Annotated in this window: 13 protein-coding genes and 1 tRNA gene; 6 read left to right on the forward strand and 8 right to left on the reverse strand. The window is 69.3% G+C overall.

The genetic code is table 11. The features are described from left to right. Window positions 1–3 precede the first annotated feature (3 nt). From ACIBBD_RS22700 to ACIBBD_RS22710, 3 genes are read left to right on the forward strand one after another with little or no spacing between them, the layout of a single operon-like run. On the forward strand, window positions 4–1,830 hold the full coding sequence (locus ACIBBD_RS22700; RefSeq protein WP_399421292.1) for a branched-chain amino acid ABC transporter permease: 1,827 nt from the start codon (window positions 4–6) through the stop codon (window positions 1,828–1,830). A gap of 5 nt (window positions 1,831–1,835) precedes the next feature. After that, window positions 1,836–2,747: an ABC transporter ATP-binding protein gene (locus ACIBBD_RS22705; RefSeq protein ID WP_399421293.1), complete on the forward strand. Its 912-nt coding sequence runs from the start codon at window positions 1,836–1,838 to the stop codon at window positions 2,745–2,747. Then, complete coding sequence (locus ACIBBD_RS22710) at window positions 2,744–3,460, forward strand: ABC transporter ATP-binding protein (protein WP_399421294.1); 717 nt, start codon at window positions 2,744–2,746, stop codon at window positions 3,458–3,460. Before ACIBBD_RS22705 ends, ACIBBD_RS22710 begins: the two co-directional genes overlap by 4 nt. A gap of 88 nt (window positions 3,461–3,548) precedes the next feature. On the opposite strand, the gene ACIBBD_RS22715 is transcribed toward ACIBBD_RS22710, so the two are convergent. After that, on the reverse strand, window positions 3,549–4,205 hold the full coding sequence (locus ACIBBD_RS22715; RefSeq protein WP_399421295.1) for an ANTAR domain-containing response regulator: 657 nt from the start codon (window positions 4,203–4,205) through the stop codon (window positions 3,549–3,551). A 102-nt stretch (window positions 4,206–4,307) separates the two neighbouring features. On the opposite strand from ACIBBD_RS22715, the gene ACIBBD_RS22720 reads away from it, so the two are divergent. Beyond that, window positions 4,308–4,380 (forward strand) — tRNA-Leu (locus ACIBBD_RS22720). A gap of 105 nt (window positions 4,381–4,485) precedes the next feature. Next, window positions 4,486–5,253, forward strand: a complete 768-nt coding sequence (locus ACIBBD_RS22725) for a helix-turn-helix domain-containing protein (RefSeq protein ID WP_399421296.1) — start codon at window positions 4,486–4,488, stop codon at window positions 5,251–5,253. A gap of 15 nt (window positions 5,254–5,268) precedes the next feature. Here ACIBBD_RS22725 and pyk read toward each other — a convergent pair whose 3' ends face one another. Both pyk and ACIBBD_RS22735 read right to left on the reverse strand, forming a co-directional pair. Next, a complete protein-coding gene (gene pyk / locus ACIBBD_RS22730) occupies window positions 5,269–6,699 on the reverse strand; it encodes a pyruvate kinase (RefSeq protein WP_399421297.1) in 1,431 nt (476 codons plus the stop codon). 154 nt (window positions 6,700–6,853) lie between these two features. Beyond that, on the reverse strand, window positions 6,854–7,561 hold the full coding sequence (locus ACIBBD_RS22735; protein WP_399421298.1) for an SIMPL domain-containing protein: 708 nt from the start codon (window positions 7,559–7,561) through the stop codon (window positions 6,854–6,856). Window positions 7,562–7,725: 164 nt separating this feature from the next. Between ACIBBD_RS22735 and ACIBBD_RS22740 the strand changes: the two genes are divergently transcribed. Next, window positions 7,726–9,528, forward strand: coding sequence for a bifunctional metallophosphatase/5'-nucleotidase (locus ACIBBD_RS22740; protein WP_399421299.1), 1,803 nt, complete (start codon window positions 7,726–7,728; stop codon window positions 9,526–9,528). A gap of 70 nt (window positions 9,529–9,598) precedes the next feature. Here the strand turns inward: ACIBBD_RS22740 and ACIBBD_RS22745 are convergent, their stop codons facing one another. From ACIBBD_RS22745 to ACIBBD_RS22765, 5 genes are all read right to left on the reverse strand, one after another. Continuing rightward, window positions 9,599–11,011, reverse strand: coding sequence for a lysine N(6)-hydroxylase/L-ornithine N(5)-oxygenase family protein (locus tag ACIBBD_RS22745; protein WP_399421300.1), 1,413 nt, complete (start codon window positions 11,009–11,011; stop codon window positions 9,599–9,601). Then, window positions 11,008–12,369 carry a pyridoxal phosphate-dependent decarboxylase family protein gene (locus ACIBBD_RS22750; protein WP_399421313.1) on the reverse strand — a complete coding sequence of 454 codons (1,362 nt, stop codon included), beginning with the start codon at window positions 12,367–12,369 and terminating at the stop codon, window positions 11,008–11,010. The genes ACIBBD_RS22745 and ACIBBD_RS22750 overlap by 4 nt, the downstream gene beginning before the upstream one ends. A gap of 254 nt (window positions 12,370–12,623) precedes the next feature. Further along, complete coding sequence (gene pepN / locus ACIBBD_RS22755; protein ID WP_399421301.1) at window positions 12,624–15,104, reverse strand: aminopeptidase N; 2,481 nt, start codon at window positions 15,102–15,104, stop codon at window positions 12,624–12,626. A gap of 206 nt (window positions 15,105–15,310) precedes the next feature. Continuing rightward, complete coding sequence (locus ACIBBD_RS22760) at window positions 15,311–15,805, reverse strand: two-component system response regulator (RefSeq protein ID WP_399421302.1); 495 nt, start codon at window positions 15,803–15,805, stop codon at window positions 15,311–15,313. Between the two features lie 172 nt (window positions 15,806–15,977). Next, window positions 15,978–16,319, reverse strand: a complete 342-nt coding sequence (locus ACIBBD_RS22765) for a chorismate mutase (RefSeq protein WP_399421303.1) — start codon at window positions 16,317–16,319, stop codon at window positions 15,978–15,980. Between the last annotated feature and the right edge of the window lie 222 nt (window positions 16,320–16,541).

A 16,541-nucleotide genomic window follows, 5' to 3' on the forward strand; every position in this document is an offset into this window, starting at 1 on the left:
CCGATGACCACACAGACCACCGCACCGCAGACGCCCGACAAGACCACGGGCGCCACCACCCACAGCCTCGTGGGCATCCCCCCGCACACCGGCCGCGCCCTCGCCACCGCGGGCGGCGCCCTCACCATCGTCTCCACCTTCCTCGCCTGGACCTGGACCGCCGCCTTCCCCGGCGACCTCACCGTCTACGGCTACCCGGGCGGCCTCCAGGTCCTCGTCCTCATAGGCGGCGCACTCACCACGCTCCTCGGCCTCGCCTCCTACGGCGTCAAGGGCCTGCGCTGGCTCACCCCCGCCGGCGCCGACAGCGCACTCAAGCTCGCCGCACTCGGCACCTTCGCCACCGCCTGGTACACCATCCTCGCCATCAGCTCCAAGCTCGGCGGCCTCGTCAACCTGGAGCCCGGCGGCTGGGTCGTCGCCGTGGCCACCCTGGTCGCACTGCTGGGCGCGCTCGCCCTGCCCTTCCAGCGGCCGGAGACCGAACCGGCCGACCCCGAGGACAGCGCCTGGGAGCAGTACCGCCACAACCGGCGCAACAACTGGACCGTCATCAAGGCCGCCTTCGCCACCGGCCCCGTCGCCCCCGCGCGCAAGCTCCCCGCGTACGCCGAGATCCTCATCATCGTCGCGGCCCTCGCCCTCGGCCTGACCGTCTTCACCTACGGCATCGGCACCGAGTACGACGAACTGTTCATCGGCTTCCTCCTCACCGCCGGCTTCGGCTTCGGTGCCGCCGCGAAGGCCGGGCTCGTGGCCCGGGTCTCCGCGCTCACCTCCAAGCACCGCAACGTGACGATGATCGGCGCGTTCGTCGCAGCCGCCGCCTTCCCCTTCACCCAGTCCGACGACCAGTACGCGACCATCGGCGTCTACATCCTCATCTTCGCCACCGTCGCCCTCGGCCTGAACATCGTCGTCGGCCTCGCCGGCCTCCTCGACCTCGGCTACGTCGCCTTCCTCGGCGTCGGCGCCTACACCGCGGCCATGGTCTCCGGCTCGCCCTCCTCACCCTTCGACATCCACCTGCCGTTCTGGGCCTCCGCCCTCCTCGGCGCCGCCGTCGCCATGATCTTCGGCGTCATCATCGGTGCCCCCACCCTGCGGCTGCGCGGCGACTACCTCGCCATCGTGACGCTCGGCTTCGGCGAGATCTTCCGCATCACCGTCCTCAACATGGACGGCACCTCCGGCCCCGACATCACCAACGGCTCCAACGGCATCTCGTCGGTCCCGAACCTCAACATCTTCGGGTTCGACTTCGGCCAGGAACACTCCTTCCTCGGCTTCACCATCGCCCGCTTCGCCAACTACTTCCTGCTGATGCTCCTCATCACGCTGGTCGTGGTCGTGGTCTTCCGGCGCAGCGGCGACTCCCGCATCGGCCGCGCCTGGGTCGCCATCCGCGAGGACGAGACGGCCGCCCTGGCCATGGGCATCAACGGCTTCAGGGTCAAGCTCATCGCCTTCGCCCTCGGCGCCGCCCTCGCCGGCCTCGCCGGCACCGTCCAGGCCCACGTCACCTACACCGTGACACCCGAGCAGTACCAGTTCGCCCACGTGGTACCGCCCAACTCGGCCTTCCTCCTCGCCGCCGTCGTCCTCGGCGGCATGGGCACCATCAGCGGGCCCCTCGTCGGCGCCGCACTCCTCTACCTGATCCCGGCCAAGCTCCAGTTCCTCGGCGACTACCAGCTCTTCGCCTTCGGACTCACCCTCGTGCTGCTCATGCGCTTCCGTCCGGAAGGCCTCATCCCGAACCGGCGCCGCCAACTCGAATTCCACGAAGAGGCCGAAGCACCCGCAGTCCTCAGCAAGGCAGGGGCCTGACAACCATGACTACCGACACCACCACCAAGGACACCGCCCCGGGCGCCACCGCCCCCGGCGAAACCGTCCTCGACGCCCGCGGCGTCACCATGCGCTTCGGCGGACTCACCGCCGTACGCAACGTCGACCTCACCGTCAACAGCGGCGAGATCGTCGGACTCATCGGCCCCAACGGCGCTGGCAAGACCACCTTCTTCAACTGCCTCACCGGCCTCTACATCCCCACCGAGGGCGAAGTCCGGTACAAAGGCCAGGTCCTGCCCCCCAAGTCCTTCAAGGTCACCGCGGCCGGCATCGCCCGCACCTTCCAGAACATCCGCCTGTTCGCCAACATGACGGTCCTGGAAAACGTCCTCGTCGGCCGCCACACCCGCACCAAGGAAGGCCTGTGGTCCGCGCTGCTGCGCGGCCCCGGATTCCACAAGGCCGAAGCAGCCTCCCGCGAACGCGCCATGGAACTCCTGGAGTTCGTCGGCCTCGACGCCAAGGCCGAACACCTCGCCCGCAACCTCCCCTACGGCGAACAGCGCAAGCTGGAAATCGCCCGGGCACTCGCGAGCGAACCGGGACTCCTGCTCCTGGACGAGCCCACCGCCGGCATGAACCCCCAGGAAACGCGCGCCACCGAAGAACTCGTCTTCGCCATCCGCGACAAGGGCATCGCCGTCCTCGTCATCGAGCACGACATGCGCTTCATCTTCAACCTCTGCGACCGCGTCGCCGTCCTCGTCCAGGGCGAAAAACTCGTCGAAGGCGACAGCGCCACCGTCCAGGGCGACGAACGCGTCGTCGCCGCCTACCTCGGCGAACCCTACGAAGACGCACCCGGCAAGGAGGAGGTCGCGGAAGTCGAGGCAGCCGAGGCACAAGCCGAGCCCACCACGGACGCCGCGCCCGGCAAGGAGAACGACCGATGACCGCACTGCTCGAAGTAGAGGACCTCCGGGTCGCCTACGGCAAGATCGAAGCCGTCAAGGGCATCTCCTTCAAAGTCGACGCCGGCGAGGTCGTCACCCTCATCGGCACCAACGGCGCCGGCAAGACGACCACCCTGCGCACCCTCTCAGGACTGCTCAAGCCCGTCGGCGGACAGATCAAGTTCGACGGCAAGTCACTGAAGAAGGTCCCCGCCCACAACATCGTCTCCCTCGGCCTCGCCCACTCCCCCGAAGGCCGGCACATCTTCCCGCGCATGACCATCGAGGACAACCTGTACCTCGGCGCCTTCCTGCGCAGCGACAAGGCCGGCATCGAAAAGGACGTCCAGCGCGCCTACGACCTCTTCCCCATCCTGGGCGAACGTCGCAAGCAGGCCGCCGGCACCCTCTCCGGCGGCGAACAGCAGATGCTCGCCATGGGCCGCGCACTCATGTCGCAGCCGAAACTGCTCATGCTCGACGAGCCCTCCATGGGCCTCTCCCCGATCATGATGCAGAAGATCATGTCGACCATCGCCGAGCTCAAGGCCCAGGGCACGACGATCCTCCTCGTCGAACAGAACGCCCAGGCCGCCCTCTCCCTCGCCGACCAGGGCCACGTCATGGAGATCGGCAAGATCGTCCTCTCCGGCACCGGACAGGACCTCCTCCACGACGAGTCCGTCCGCAAGGCGTACCTCGGCGAGGACTGAGCCCACGGCACGTCCCTCCGACACGACGAGGCCCGCACCCCACTTCTCCGGGGGTGCGGGCCTCGCCGTCGTATCAGCCGCGGGCCGCTCAGCCCTTGGACGCCTTCTTCTCCTCCGCGTCCTGAATGACCGCCTCAGCCACCTGCTGCATCGACATCCGCCGGTCCATCGACGTCTTCTGGATCCACCGGAACGCGGCCGGCTCCGTCAGCCCGTACTCCGTCTGCAGGATCGACTTCGCCCGGTCCACCAGCTTCCGCGTCTCCAGCCGCTGGGTGAGGTCCGCGACCTCCTTCTCCAGCTCCTTCAACTCCGTGAACCGCGACACCGCCATCTCGATCGCCGGCACCACGTCACTCTTGCTGAACGGCTTCACCAGATACGCCATCGCACCGGCGTCCCGCGCCCGCTCCACCAGGTCGCGCTGCGAGAACGCCGTCAGCATCAGCACCGGCGCGATCCGCTCCTCCGCGATCTTCTCGGCGGCGGAGATACCGTCCATCTTCGGCATCTTCACATCGAGGATCACGAGATCCGGCTGGTGCTCACGGGCGAGCTCGATCGCCTGCTCGCCGTCACCGGCCTCACCGACGACGCTGTAGCCCTCCTCCTCCAGCATCTCTTTGAGGTCGAGCCGGATCAGGGCCTCGTCCTCGGCGATGACGACACGGGTCGTCAGCGGAGGCACGTGCGACTTGTCGTCGTCGGGCGCGTCTACGGGCTGGGGCGACTCGGGGGCGGTCACGAAGGCTCCTCGTTCAGGGCAGGGGTACTGCTGACAAGAGCCTACCCAGCTGCGGTAAGGTGGGGTCACGGCGGGTGGGAGCCTGCCTTTGTTTCAGAGGAAGCCCCGGTAGTCCAGCGGAAGAGACACGGTGCTCAAACCACCGACAGCGTGGGTTCGAATCCCACCCGGGGCACTTTTCCTTCATTTCCAAGGTTGACCTTGCGGAGCGGATTGCCCCATTCCGTGAATATCCGCTTTCTGCTGCGCGTCGCGGCGATCGCTCCCGCAGGGTGTTCCCATGTACGACGTCAGCACGCGCAAACGAGCACTCGTACTGGTGGCACAGGGCCGCAGTCTGCACTCGGTGAGCAGGGAAACGGGCATCTCCCGTTCGGCAATCCGCCACTGGCTTACCCGCCTTGAGCCGTTGGAGCGGACTCCTCCCTGCTTCCGATGCCAAGGTCCACCCAGTGCCCCAGAAGACGCCGCAGCGTATGCCTATCTGCTGGGTCTCTATCTTGGCGACGGATATATCATTTCCAAGCCGAGACAGCACTACCTGATGATCACTTGCACGGCTTCATGGCCGGGACTGATCGCCGCCGCCGAAGACGCGATGCGCAAGGTACTGCCCTGGCCCAATACCACCCGCCTCCAGCGGTTGGGGTGCGTCGACGTCAAGTCGTTCAGCAAGCACTGGACCTGTGTGTTCCCCCAACACGGCCCCGGCAAGAAGCACGAGCTTCCCATCGTCCTCGAAGCCTGGCAGCAGGCCGTCGTCGACGCCCACCCCTGGGAGTTCGTCCGGGGCCTCATCCACTCCGACGGATGCCGCATCACCAACTGGACGACCCGCATGGTCAAGGGTGAGCGCAAGCGCTACGAATACCCCCGGTACTTGTTCACCAACGTGTCGGACGTCATCCGCCGCCTCTACACCGAGACGCTCGACAAGCTGGGCATCGAGTGGACGCACTGCACTCGCAACGGGAACCCGTACGACATCTCGGTGGCCCGGAAGGCCTCCGTCGCCCTCCTCGACACCTACGTGGGCCCCACGTACTGACCCCCTCCCCTGCCCCTACTTGTCGTCCTCCCCGATGTGGTGCACCCGTACCAGGTTCGTCGAGCCCGAGACGCCGGGAGGTGAGCCGGCCGTGATGACGACCACGTCGCCCTTGCGGCAGCGGCCGTACCTGAGCAGGAGTTCGTCCACCTGGTCGACCATCGCGTCCGTGGAGTCGACGTGGGGGCCCAGGAAGGTCTCGACGCCCCAGGTCGCGCTGAGCTGGGAGCGGGTCGCCGGTTCGGGGGTGAAGGCCAGGAGGGGGATCGGGGAGCGGTAGCGGGAGAGGCGGCGGGCGGTGTCGCCCGACTGGGTGAAGGCGACGAGGAACTTGGCGCCGAGGAAGTCGCCGATCTCCGCTGCGGCGCGGGCGACGGCGCCGCCCTGGGTGCGGGGTTTGTTCAGCTCTGTGAGGGGCGGGAGGCCTTTGGCCAGGATGTCCTCCTCCGCTGCTTCGACGATCTTGGCCATGGTGCGGACCGTCTGGACGGCGTATTTGCCGACGCTGGTCTCGCCGGAGAGCATCACCGCGTCGGTGCCGTCGATGATGGCGTTGGCGACGTCGGAGGCCTCGGCGCGGGTGGGGCGGGAGTTCTCGATCATGGAGTCGAGCATCTGAGTGGCGACGATGACCGGTTTGGCGTTGCGTTTGGCCAGTTTGATGGCGCGTTTTTGGACGATGGGGACTTGTTCGAGGGGCATTTCGACGCCGAGGTCGCCGCGGGCGACCATGACGCCGTCGAAGGCGGCCACGATGTCGTCGATGTTCTCGACGGCCTGGGGTTTTTCCACTTTGGCGATGACCGGGAGGCGGCGGCCTTCGTCGTCCATGACGCGGTGGACGTCCATGATGTCCTTGCCGCTTCTGACGAACGACAGTGCGATGACGTCGAGGCCGGTGCGTAGCGCCCAGCGCAGGTCGTCCTCGTCCTTTTTGGAGAGTGCGGGGACGGATACGGCCACTCCGGGGAGGTTGAGGCCTTTGTGGTCGGAGATGATGCCGCCTTCGACCACTTGGGTGTGGACGCGGGGGCCGTCGACCTGGGTGACTTCGAGGGTGACCTTGCCGTCGTCGACGAGGATGCGCTCGCCCTCGGTGACGTCGGTGGCGAGGCCGGCGTAGGTGGTTCCGCAGGTGTGGCGGTTGCCTTCGACGCCTTCTTCGACGGTGATGGTGAAAATGTCTCCGCGTTCGAGGAGTACGGGGCCTTCGGTGAAGCGGCCGAGGCGGATTTTCGGACCCTGGAGGTCGGCGAGGATGCCGACGCTGCGGCCGGTTTCGTCGGCGGCCTTGCGGACGTGCCGGTAGCGCTCCTCGTGTTCGGCGTGGGTGCCGTGGCTGAGGTTGAGGCGGGCGACGTCCATTCCGGCTTCGACCAGGGCTTTGATTTGGTCGTAGGTGTGGGTTGCGGGGCCCAGGGTGCAGACGATTTTTGCTCGGCGCATGGTTCGAGCCTATGACTTACCGCCGGGTAGGGAATTGGTGGGGCGTGACTGCTCAACGGCCTTTGGGTGAACGCTTGTTGACAAGGGGTGAATTGTGCGCCCTGTTGCTCCGATGAGCACGTCGGGCCACCTTTCCTTTCCTCGAACGGGTGAATTACAGGCGCGGGGGGACCATGGTGAATTGCGCGCTGACCTCGGCTTGGACGCGGAGGCGTCGGGGTTCGAGGTCGAGTGTTTCGGGGGTGGTTTCGGGTTCGGCGGTCGCGGACATGCGGACGGTTCGGCGGTCGAAGGTGGCGCGGGGGTGGGGGCCGTGGGTGCCGGTGTCGGTGAGTTCGACGAGGGCGGCGACGGTGGTGCCGAGGGCGTCGGCGTATTCGTGGGCGCGTCGGACTGCTTCGTGTACGGCTTGTCGGCGGGCTTGGCGGTGGACGGGTGAGGTGGGGCGGAGTTCCCACCAGGGGCCGTCGACGCGGGTGAGGTCGAGGTCGGCGAGGCGGGTGGTGAGTTCGCCGAGGGCGGTGAAGTCGGTGAGTTCGGTGGTGATGTGGACGTGGCCGTGGTAGTTGCGGATGCGTTCGCCGCGGCCGTGGGGGGTGAGTTCGGGGGAGATGGAGAGGGAGCCGGTCGAGAGGTTCTCGACGGTGTCGCCGTAGGACTTGATGAGGTCGAGGACGGTGGTGTTGCGGCGGGTGAGGTCGTCGAGGGTGGTGCGGCGGTCGCGGCCGCGGGCGGTGACGGTGATGCCGATGCGGGCGATCTCGGGGTCGACGTCGAGGGTGGTTTCGCCGCGGACGGTGAGGAGGGGGGCGTGGGGGGTGCCGTAGGGGGTGGGGGGCGGGGTGTCGGCGGGAGTGGTCATACGCCCCACTCTGGCAGTCCTTACCTGGTTATGGGGGCGGAGTGGTACGGGTGAGGTCATCAGATCGAAACCTGCGGGGCCTGTTGTGGTTCGGCATGGCCGGGTCAGAATCTACGCGCGTTATCTACGCGCGTCGTTGGTCGTAGTCCCTAGGAGAGCCAGACATGCCGTTGAACCGCCGGAAGTTCCTGAAGAAGTCCGCCGTGACCGGGGCGGGAGTGGCGATCGTGGGGGCGGCTGCGGCTCCGGCGGAGGCGGCGGGGGCGAAGACGCCCGCGAAGCCGGTGAAGCGGTACGCGTTCACCGTGATGGGCACGACGGACCTGCACGGCAATGTCTTCAACTGGGACTACTTCACGGACCGGGAGTTCGACGACAAGGCGCGCAACGACGTCGGTCTGGCGAAGATCTCCACGCTGGTGAACCGGGTTCGTGAGGAGAAGGGCCGCCGTAACACGCTGTTGATCGACGCGGGTGACACGATCCAGGGCACGCAGTTGTCGTACTACTACGCCAAGGTCGACCCGATCACCGCCGAGGGTGGTCCGGTGCATCCGATGGCGCAGGCGATGAACGCGATCGGTTACGACGCGGCGGCGCTGGGCAATCACGAGTTCAACTACGGCATTCCGGTGCTGCGCAAGTTCGAGGAGCAGTGCCGTTTCCCACTGCTGGGTGCCAACGCGCTGGACGCGAAGACGCTGCGGCCGGCGTTCCCGCCGTACAGCATGCACTGTCTGCGTACGCCGTACGGGCGTGACGTGAAGGTGGCGGTTCTGGGGCTCACCAACCCGGGTATCGCGATCTGGGACAAGGCGAACGTGCAGGGGAGGATGACGTTCCCGGGTCTGGAGGAGCAGGCGGCGAAGTGGGTGCCGAAGCTGCGCTCGATGGGTGCGGACGTGGTGATCGTGTCGGCGCACAGTGGTTCGTCGGGTACGTCGTCGTACGGTGACCAGTTGCCGTACGTCGAGAACGCGGCGGGTCTGGTGGCCGAGCAGGTGCCGGGGATCGACGCGATTCTGGTCGGGCACGCCCACACCGAGATCCCCGAGTACTTCGTCACCAACAAGGAGACCGGCAAGCAGGTCGTGCTGTCGGAGCCCCTCAAGTGGGGGCAGCGGCTGACGCTGTTCGACTTCGAGCTGGTGTGGGGGAAGGGCCGCTGGTCGGTCGATTCGGTGGGTGCGCGGGTGCTGAACTCCAACACGGTGGAGGAGGACCCGGAGATCGTGAAGCTGCTGGGTGACGAGCACGAGAAGGTCGTGGCGTACGTCAACCAGGTGATCGGTACGAACGCGGCGGAGATGACGTCGGTGGAGGCGCCGTACAAGGACGTGCCGATCATCGATCTGATCAACCACATCCAGGCGGACACGGTGCGGCAGGCGCTGGCGGGCACGGAGTACGCGGCGTTGCCGGTGTTGTCGCAGGCAGCGGCGTTCTCGCGCAGTGCGGTGATTCCGGCGGGTGAGGTGACGATCCGGGATGTGGCGGGTCTGTACGTCTTCGAGAACACGCTGGAGGCGCGTCTGATGACGGGTGCGCAGATGAAGGCGTATCTGGAGTTCTCGGCGAACTACTTCGTGCAGACGGCGGCGGACGCGGTGGTGGATCCGGCGAAGCTGACGAACGCGAACGGTACGCCGGACTACAACTACGACGCGGTGAGTGGTCTGACGTATGAGATCGACATCGCGAAGCCGGCGGGGTCGCGGATCGCGAACGTGCGGTTCGGGGGTGCGCCGCTGGCGGACGACCAGCGGTTCGTGTTCGCGGTGAACAACTACCGGGCGAACGGTGGCGGCAACTTCCCGCATGTGGCTGCGGCGCAGTTGGTGTGGTCCAACTCGGACGAGATCCGTAACACGATGATCGCCTGGGTGAAGGCGAAGGGGGCGATCGATCCGGCCGAGTTCGCGTCGGTGGACTGGCGTCTGACGCGGAACGGTACGCCGGTCTTCTAGGGGCTCGGTGGGGAGGGCGGTGGGAGGAGGGCTTCCGCCGCCCTTTCGGCTGTCTGCCGGCGTCGGCTGTCTACCGGCCTTCGACGAGGGGGGTGAGGGTGTGGGGGCGTCGGGCCGGGGGGATGGGGGGCCGGGTTTCGAGGCCGAAGGTGGTGAAGGCGGTGCGGGTGGGCAGGGGGTAGGTCTCCTTGCCGGTGAGGGTGTTGAGGATGGTGGCGCTGCGCCAGGCGGCGAGGCCCAGGTCGGGGGCGCCGACGCCGTGGGTGTGGCGTTCGGCGTTCTGGACGTAGACGGCGCTGCCGGTGGCGGTGATGGCGGGGTCGAGGGTGAGGCGGTAGTGGGCGTCGATGTGGGGGCGTCCGCTGCTGTCGCGGCGCAGGTAGGGGTCGAGGCCGGCGAGGAGGCGGTCGAGTGGGCGTTCGCGGTGGCCGGTGGCGAGGACGACGGCGTCGGTGGTGAGGCGGCTGCGGGTGTTCTGCTGGACGTGTTCGAGGTGGAGTTCGATCTTGGTGGTGGCGATGCGTCCCGCGGTGCGGACGCGGACGCCGGGGGTGAGGACGGCGTCGGGCCAGCCGCCGTGGAGGGTGCGGCGGTAGAGCTCGTCGTGGATGGCGGTGAGGGTGGTGGTGTCGATGCCTTTGTGCAGTTGCCATTGGGTGGTGAGGAGGCGGTCGCGGACGGCTTCGGGGAGGGCGTGGAAGTAGCGGGTGTAGTCGGGGGTGAAGTGTTCGAGGCCGAGTTTGGAGTACTCCATGGGGGCGAAGGCTTCGGTGCGGCCGATCCAGTGGAGTCGTTCGCGGCCTGCGGGGCGGTGGCGGAGGAGGTCGAGGAAGACTTCGGCGCCGGACTGTCCGGAGCCGATGACGGTGATGTGGTCGGCGGTGAGGAGGGTGGTGCGGTGGTCGAGGTAGTCGCAGGCGTGGACGACGGGGACGCCGGGTGTGTCGACGAGGGGGCGTAGGGGGTCGGGGATGTGGGGTTCGGTGCCGATGCCGAGGACGACGTTCTTGGTGTAGGTGCGGCCCGGGGCCGCGGTTTCCGCGTCGGTGTCGAGGTGGGTGTGGTCGACTTCGAAGATGTCGCGTTCGGGGTTCCAGCGGACGGCGTCGACCTGGTGGTGGAAGTGCAGGCCGGGGAGGTGGTCGGCGACCCAGCGGCAGTAGGCGTCGTATTCGGCGCGTTGGGTGTGGAAGCGCTCGGCGAAGTAGAAGGGGTAGAGGCGGTCGCGGGTTCTGAGGTAGTTGAGGAAGGTCCAGGTGCTGGTGGGGTCGGCGAGGGTGACGAGGTCGGCGAGGAAGGGGACTTGGATGCGGGCGCCGTCGATGAGGAGGCCGGGGTGCCAGTGGAAGGCGGGGCGTTGTTCGTAGAAGACGGTGTCGAGTTCGGCGAGGGGGTGGGCGAGGGCTGCGAGGGAGAGGTTGCTGGGGCCGATGCCGATGCCGACGAGGTCGCGGGGGGTGTCGGGGTCGGGGTGGGGGTTCATGCGGGGGTGTGTCCTTCCACCAGTTTCAGGAGGGCGGCCAGGTCGTGGGGGCGGGTGTGGGGGTTGAGGAGGGTGGTCTTGAGCCAGAGCCGGCCGTCGAGGTGGGCGCGGCCGAGGACGGCGCGGCCGTCGGTGAGGAGGTGGCGGCGCAGGGCGGCGACGGTGTCGTCGGGGGCGTGCGCGGGTCGGAACAGGACGGTGCTGAGGGTGGGGCGGTCGTAGAGCTCGAAGGCGGGGTGGTGCTGGATGAGGTCGGCGAAGTCGTGGGCGAGGGCGCAGACCTGCTCGACGAGGGTGGCGAGGCCGGTGCGGCCGAGGGTTTTGAGGGTGACGGCGATCTTGAGGATGTCGGGGCGTCGGGTGGTGCGGAGGGAGCGGCCGAGGAGGTCGGGGAGGCCGGCGTGGGTGTCGTCGTCGGGGTTGAGGTAGTCGGCGCGGTGGTGGAGTGGGGCGAGGTCGGTGGGGTCGCGGAGGGCGAGGAGGCCGGCCGCGGCGGGTTGCCAGCCGAGTTTGTGCAGGTCGAGGGTGAGGGTGTGGGCGGCGTCGAGGCCGGTGAGCCGGGGTCGGTGGCGGTCGCTGAAGAGGAGGCCACCTCCGTAGGCGGCGTCGATGTGGAGGCGGGCGTGGTGGGCGGCGGCGACGGCGGCGATGGCGGGGAGGGGGTCGATGAGGCCGGCGTCGGTGGTGCCGGCGGTGGCCGCGACCAGGAGCGGGCCGGGGATGTGGGTGAGGGCTTCGTCGAGGGCGGCGGGGTCGAGGGTGCCGGTGGGGGTGGGGACGGCCACGGGGTCGGGCAGGCCGAGGAGCCAGGCGGCGCGGGGCAGGGAGTGGTGGGCGTTGGTGCCGTGGACGAGGCGGATGCCGGGGCCGTGCTGTTCGCGGGCGAGGAGGAGGGCGAGTTGGTTGGATTCGGTGCCGCCGGTGGTGACGAGGGCGTCGGCCATTCCGGCTTCTCGTGCGAGGGCCTGGGTGACGAGTGCCTCGAGTGCGGAGGCGGCGGGGGCCTGGTCCCAGGAGTCGAGGGAGGGGTTGAGGGCGGACGCGGCGAGGTCGGCCGCGGTGGCGACGGCGAGGGGTGGGCCGTGCAGGTGGGCGGCGCACAGGGGGTGGGCGGGGTCGGCGGCGCCTTCGGCGAGGGCGTGGACGAGGGCGGGCAGGGCGAGCGGGTCGCCTTCGTCGGGCAGGACGTCGCCGAGGGCGTCGCGGACGCGGGCGGTGACGGTGGCGGGGCCGCCGGCGGGGAGGGGGCCGCCGCGGGCGTGGGTGCCGGTGTGCAGGGCGTCGAGGACGGTGTCCAGCAGGGTCCGCAGGGTCCCTGTGGGGCCTTCGGGGCTGGAGGCGAGGGGCGGGAGGCTCATGGGGCTGCTCATGGGGCTCCTCCGGGGCGGGGAGTCCCAGTGTGTGGCCGGTTGTGGCGAGCTGCCCTGGCCGCGGGGGGAATTGGACCCGAAAGTGGGAGAGGGGGTGGTGAGCGAGGGTGTTGCGTGGGGCTGTGGGCGCTGCCGGGGGTCGCCGGCCGCTGTCTCCTCCCCCGCTTCGGGGCTGGGGGGCGTGTCCTCGAACGCCGGACGGGGTGGTGTCACCGGCCGGCGTTCGGGGACGTGCCGTGTGCTTACGCTTCCTGCACGCGCAACGCCCGGCGCAGGTCGTCGAGTTGGTCCACGAGCTTGCGTCGCAGGGCCGGGATGGGGTCGGCCTCGGTCAGGCAGGTCTCGCCGAGGGTGAGGTTCTCGGTGTCGACGGCGTGTGCGGGGAAGGCCCAGCGGCCGGCGGCTTCGGCGATGGCGGGGCCGCGGCGGGCGGCGAGGGTGACCGCGTCCTGGTAGAAGCGCGGCACGTAGTCGCGTACCAGGTCGGCCTGTTCGGGCTGCCAGAAGCCCTGGGCGGTGGCGGTGAAGAGGTAGTTGGAGAGGTCGTCGGTGTCGAACATGGCGGCCCAGGCGGTGCGCTTGGCCTCGGGGTCGGGGAGGGCGGCGCGGCAGCGGGCGGCGCCTTCCCGGCCGGTGGCGGAGGGGTCGTTGCGCAGTTCGGCGGCGATCGTGGTCTCGTCGGTGGCGCCGAGGACGGCGAGCCGGGCCAGGACGCGCCAGCGCAGGTCGGGGTCGAGTTCGGGACCGCCGGGCACGGTGCCCTCGGCGAGCCAGGCGGCGATGGTGTCGGGGTGGGCGGCGACGTCGATGAAGTGCCGTACCGCGATCAGGCGCAGGCCGGGGTGGTCGCCGTCCTCGGTGCGGCGGATCAGGTCGCGGCAGAGGGAGGACAGGGTGGCCAGGGCGGCGGGGCGCTGTGCGGGGGTGACGTAGCGATCGGCGACCTGGGTGGAGGCGAACGCGAGGACGCCCTGGACGAGGGCGAGGTCGGTTTCGTGCGGGAGGTGGGTGCGGGCGGTCTCGAGGTAGGCGGTGGGGGCGAGTTCGCCGTCGCGGACCGCGTCGCGCAGGGCGTTCCAGACGACGGCGCGGGTCAGGGGGTCGGGCAGGCGGGACAGGGCGGTGCGGACGGCTTCGGAGGACGTGGTGTCGAAGCGGACCTTGGCGTAGGTGAGGTCGCCGTCGTTGAGGAGGAGCAGGGCGGGGCGCTTGCCGATGGGCTGTGGTGCGCTCTGCGGGACGTCGACGTCGAGGCGCTCGCGCAGGGTGAGGCGGCCTTCGTCGGTGAGGTCCTGGTCGTAGAGGCCGACGGCGATGCGGTGGGGGCGGCTGCCGTGGTGTTCGACGGTGAGGGCGCAGGTGCCGGCGTCGGTGGTGAGAGTGGGGGTGAGGGTGTCGACGCCGGTGGTGCGCAGCCAGGCGTCGGCCCAGGCGTGGACGTCGCGTTCGGTGGCGGAGGCGAGGGAGTCGATGAAGTCGGCGAGGGTGGCGTTGGCGAACCGGTGGCGGGCGAAGTGGGTGTTGATGCCGGCCAGGAAGTCCTTCTCGCCGAGCCAGGTGACGAGCTGGCGCAGGGCGGAGGCGCCCTTGGCGTAGGAGATGCCGTCGAAGTTGAGGAGGGCGGAGGCGGTGTCCTCGACGTTCTCGGGGGCGACGGGGTGGGTGGAGGGGCGCTGGTCGGCGTCGTAGCCCCAGGCCTTGCGGACGACGCCGAAGTCGACCCAGGTGTCGGTGAAGCGGGTGGCTTCGGTGAGGGTCTGGTAGCCCATGTACTCGGCGAAGGACTCGTTCAGCCAGATGTCGTCCCACCACCTGAGGGTGACGAGGTCGCCGAACCACATGTGGGCCATCTCGTGGGCGATGACCATGGCGCGGGTCTGGCGTTCGGTGTCGGTGACGGCGGAGCGGTAGACAAACTCGTCGCGGAAGGTGACCAGTCCGGGGTTCTCCATGGCGCCGGCGTTGAACTCGGGGACGAACGCCTGGTCGTAGGAGTCGAAGGGGTAGGGCTCCTCGAACTTCTCGTGGTAGCGGTCGTAGCACTGCCGGGTGATCTCGAGGATCTCGTCGGCGTCGGCGTCCAGGTGGGGGGCGAGGGAGCGGCGGCAGTGGATGCCGAAGGGCAGGCCGCGGTGTTCGGTGCGGACGGAGTGCCAGGGGCCTGCGGCGACGGCGACGAGGTAGGTGGAGATCAGAGGGGTGGGCGCGGCCTGCCAGCGGCCGTCTCCGACGTGTTCGGTGATGCCGTTGGACAGGACGGTCCAGCCCTCGGGTGCCGTGACGGACAGCTCGAAGACGGCCTTCAGGTCGGGCTGGTCGAAGGCGGCGAAGACGCGCTGGACGTCCTCCATGAACAGCTGTGTGTAGACGTAGGTCTCGCCGTCGGAGGGGTCGGTGAAGCGGTGCATTCCCTCGCCGGTGCGGGAGTAGCGCATGCTCGCCCGGATGCGCAGCTCGTGGTCGCCCGCGGTGAGGCTCTTCAGGGGCAGCCGGTTGTCGTCCAGGGTTCCCGGGTCGAGGGGCTCGCCGTCGAGGGTGACGGAGCGCAGCTCGGCCGGCCTGAGCTCGACGAAGGTGTCCGCGCCCGTGCGCGCGGTGAACCGGATGACCGTCTGCGACTCGAAGGTCTCGTCGCCGGTGGTCAGGTCGAGCTCGATGGTGTAGCGGTGGACGTCGAGGAGCTGGGCACGGGTCTGCGCTTCGTCGCGCGTCAGTACGGACATGCAGGCCATGCTGCCTGATGGCGCAGGCGGGGCACAGGGGCGGATCGGTACGTGCTGTTTGTCCCTTGCCGCGTCGGGGGTGGGAGGTGTTGGGGGTGGGCGCGGGCGCTGGGGGGGTGCGCGGGGGCGAGGGGGCGGCGCGGAGGCGAGCGCGAGGGGGTGCGGGCGGGGGCGGGCGCGAGGGGGGCGCGGGCGGTGGGTTGGGCTTAGGGGTGGGCGTCCGTTTCGCGTTGGAGGGGGACCAGGGTCTCCGGGGTGGTGTGCTGGTCCTTGACGAGGGCGCGCAGTGTCCGTACCTCCTGTTCGAGGGCCACCTGGCGCTGGTGGGCGTCGTAGAGGTAGCGGACCTTGGTGCGCAGGGCCCCGGGGTCGACGGGCTTCAGCACCAGGTCGGCCACGCCGAGGCCGAAGGCGGCGGAGGTCAGTTCCTGGTCGGGGCCGAAGCCGGTGAGCAGGATGACCGGGATGTGCTGGGTCTGCTCCAGGCGCCGCATGTAGCGGACGACCTCCAGGCCGCTGACGCCGGGCATGCGCACGTCCAGCAGGAGCAGGCCCACCTGGCCGCGCAGGACCTGTTTCAGGGCCTCGTCGCCGCCGGTGGCGCGGGCGATCCGGTAGCCCAGCGGGGCCAGGGCGCTCTCCAGCGCGTACAGCGTGTCCTGATGGTCGTCGACGATGAGGATCTTGGCATCCGGCGGCATGACCGACGTCCCTCCCGCGATGGAACCACCAGCTTACGGCCGAACACTGACGGCCTGTGCCCGGTGGCTGACGCGCCGTGCCCGCCGGCAGGTTGTGGGGGCGGGCCGCGGTAGGTGTCGCGGTGCGGTCGGGGGGGTTTCCCGGTGCCGTCCGCGGAGCCGTCCGTCGAGGTCAGGAGCGTGTGCCGTGGACGGCGTCCTCGGCGATGCGCTCGTGGTGGCGGATCACCTCGGCGATGATGAAATTGAGGAACTTCTCAGCGAAGGCCGGGTCCAGCTTGGCGCTCTCGGCGAGGGCGCGCAGCCGGGCGATCTGGCGGGCCTCGCGGGCCGGGTCGGCCGGGGGGAGCTGGTGGCGGGCCTTGAGGAGGCCGACCTGCTGGGTGGCCTTGAAGCGTTCGGCGAGCATGTGGACTACGGCCGCGTCGATGTTGTCGATGCTGTCGCGGAGCCGTGCGAGTTCCTCGTGGACCGCGGGGTCGACGGCATCGGTTCCGTTGGGGCTGGTGGTCATGGGCGTTCACCCTAGTGCGTGGCGGGGTGGGGCTGTCTTCGGCCATGGGGCGTCCGCGTGCGTTGCGCCTGCGGCAGGGGTGCGTCCGCGTGTGTTGCGCCTGCGGATCGTCGTGGGGTCGGGGTCGTGGCGGTGCGGCGAGCCCGTCGCGCGTTGGGCGTACGGCTGCCTGTTGGTGAGAGTCCGACGTGGCTGTGCAGCGCTGAGCGACGGGCTGCGCCG

This window comes from Streptomyces sp. NPDC051315 (assembly GCF_044455165.1).
In the GTDB taxonomy this organism is placed as follows: Bacteria; Actinomycetota; Actinomycetes; order Streptomycetales; family Streptomycetaceae; genus Streptomyces.

Bases quoted from the DNA above. Each gene is read 5' to 3' on its own strand.
- ACIBBD_RS22700 (WP_399421292.1), top strand. From the start codon at position 4: ATGACCACACAGACCACCGCACCGCAGACGCCCGACAAGACCACGGGC.
- ACIBBD_RS22705 (WP_399421293.1), top strand. From the start codon at position 1,836: ATGACTACCGACACCACCACCAAGGACACCGCCCCGGGCGCCACCGCC.
- ACIBBD_RS22710 (WP_399421294.1), top strand. From the start codon at position 2,744: ATGACCGCACTGCTCGAAGTAGAGGACCTCCGGGTCGCCTACGGCAAG.
- ACIBBD_RS22725 (WP_399421296.1), top strand. From the start codon at position 4,486: ATGTACGACGTCAGCACGCGCAAACGAGCACTCGTACTGGTGGCACAG.
- pyk (WP_399421297.1), bottom strand. From the start codon at position 6,699: ATGCGCCGAGCAAAAATCGTCTGCACCCTGGGCCCCGCAACCCACACC.
- ACIBBD_RS22735 (WP_399421298.1), bottom strand. From the start codon at position 7,561: ATGACCACTCCCGCCGACACCCCGCCCCCCACCCCCTACGGCACCCCC.
- ACIBBD_RS22740 (WP_399421299.1), top strand. From the start codon at position 7,726: ATGCCGTTGAACCGCCGGAAGTTCCTGAAGAAGTCCGCCGTGACCGGG.
- ACIBBD_RS22745 (WP_399421300.1), bottom strand. From the start codon at position 11,011: ATGAACCCCCACCCCGACCCCGACACCCCCCGCGACCTCGTCGGCATC.
- ACIBBD_RS22750 (WP_399421313.1), bottom strand. From the start codon at position 12,369: ATGAGCCTCCCGCCCCTCGCCTCCAGCCCCGAAGGCCCCACAGGGACC.
- pepN (WP_399421301.1), bottom strand. From the start codon at position 15,104: ATGTCCGTACTGACGCGCGACGAAGCGCAGACCCGTGCCCAGCTCCTC.
- ACIBBD_RS22760 (WP_399421302.1), bottom strand. From the start codon at position 15,805: ATGCCGCCGGATGCCAAGATCCTCATCGTCGACGACCATCAGGACACG.
- ACIBBD_RS22765 (WP_399421303.1), bottom strand. From the start codon at position 16,319: ATGACCACCAGCCCCAACGGAACCGATGCCGTCGACCCCGCGGTCCAC.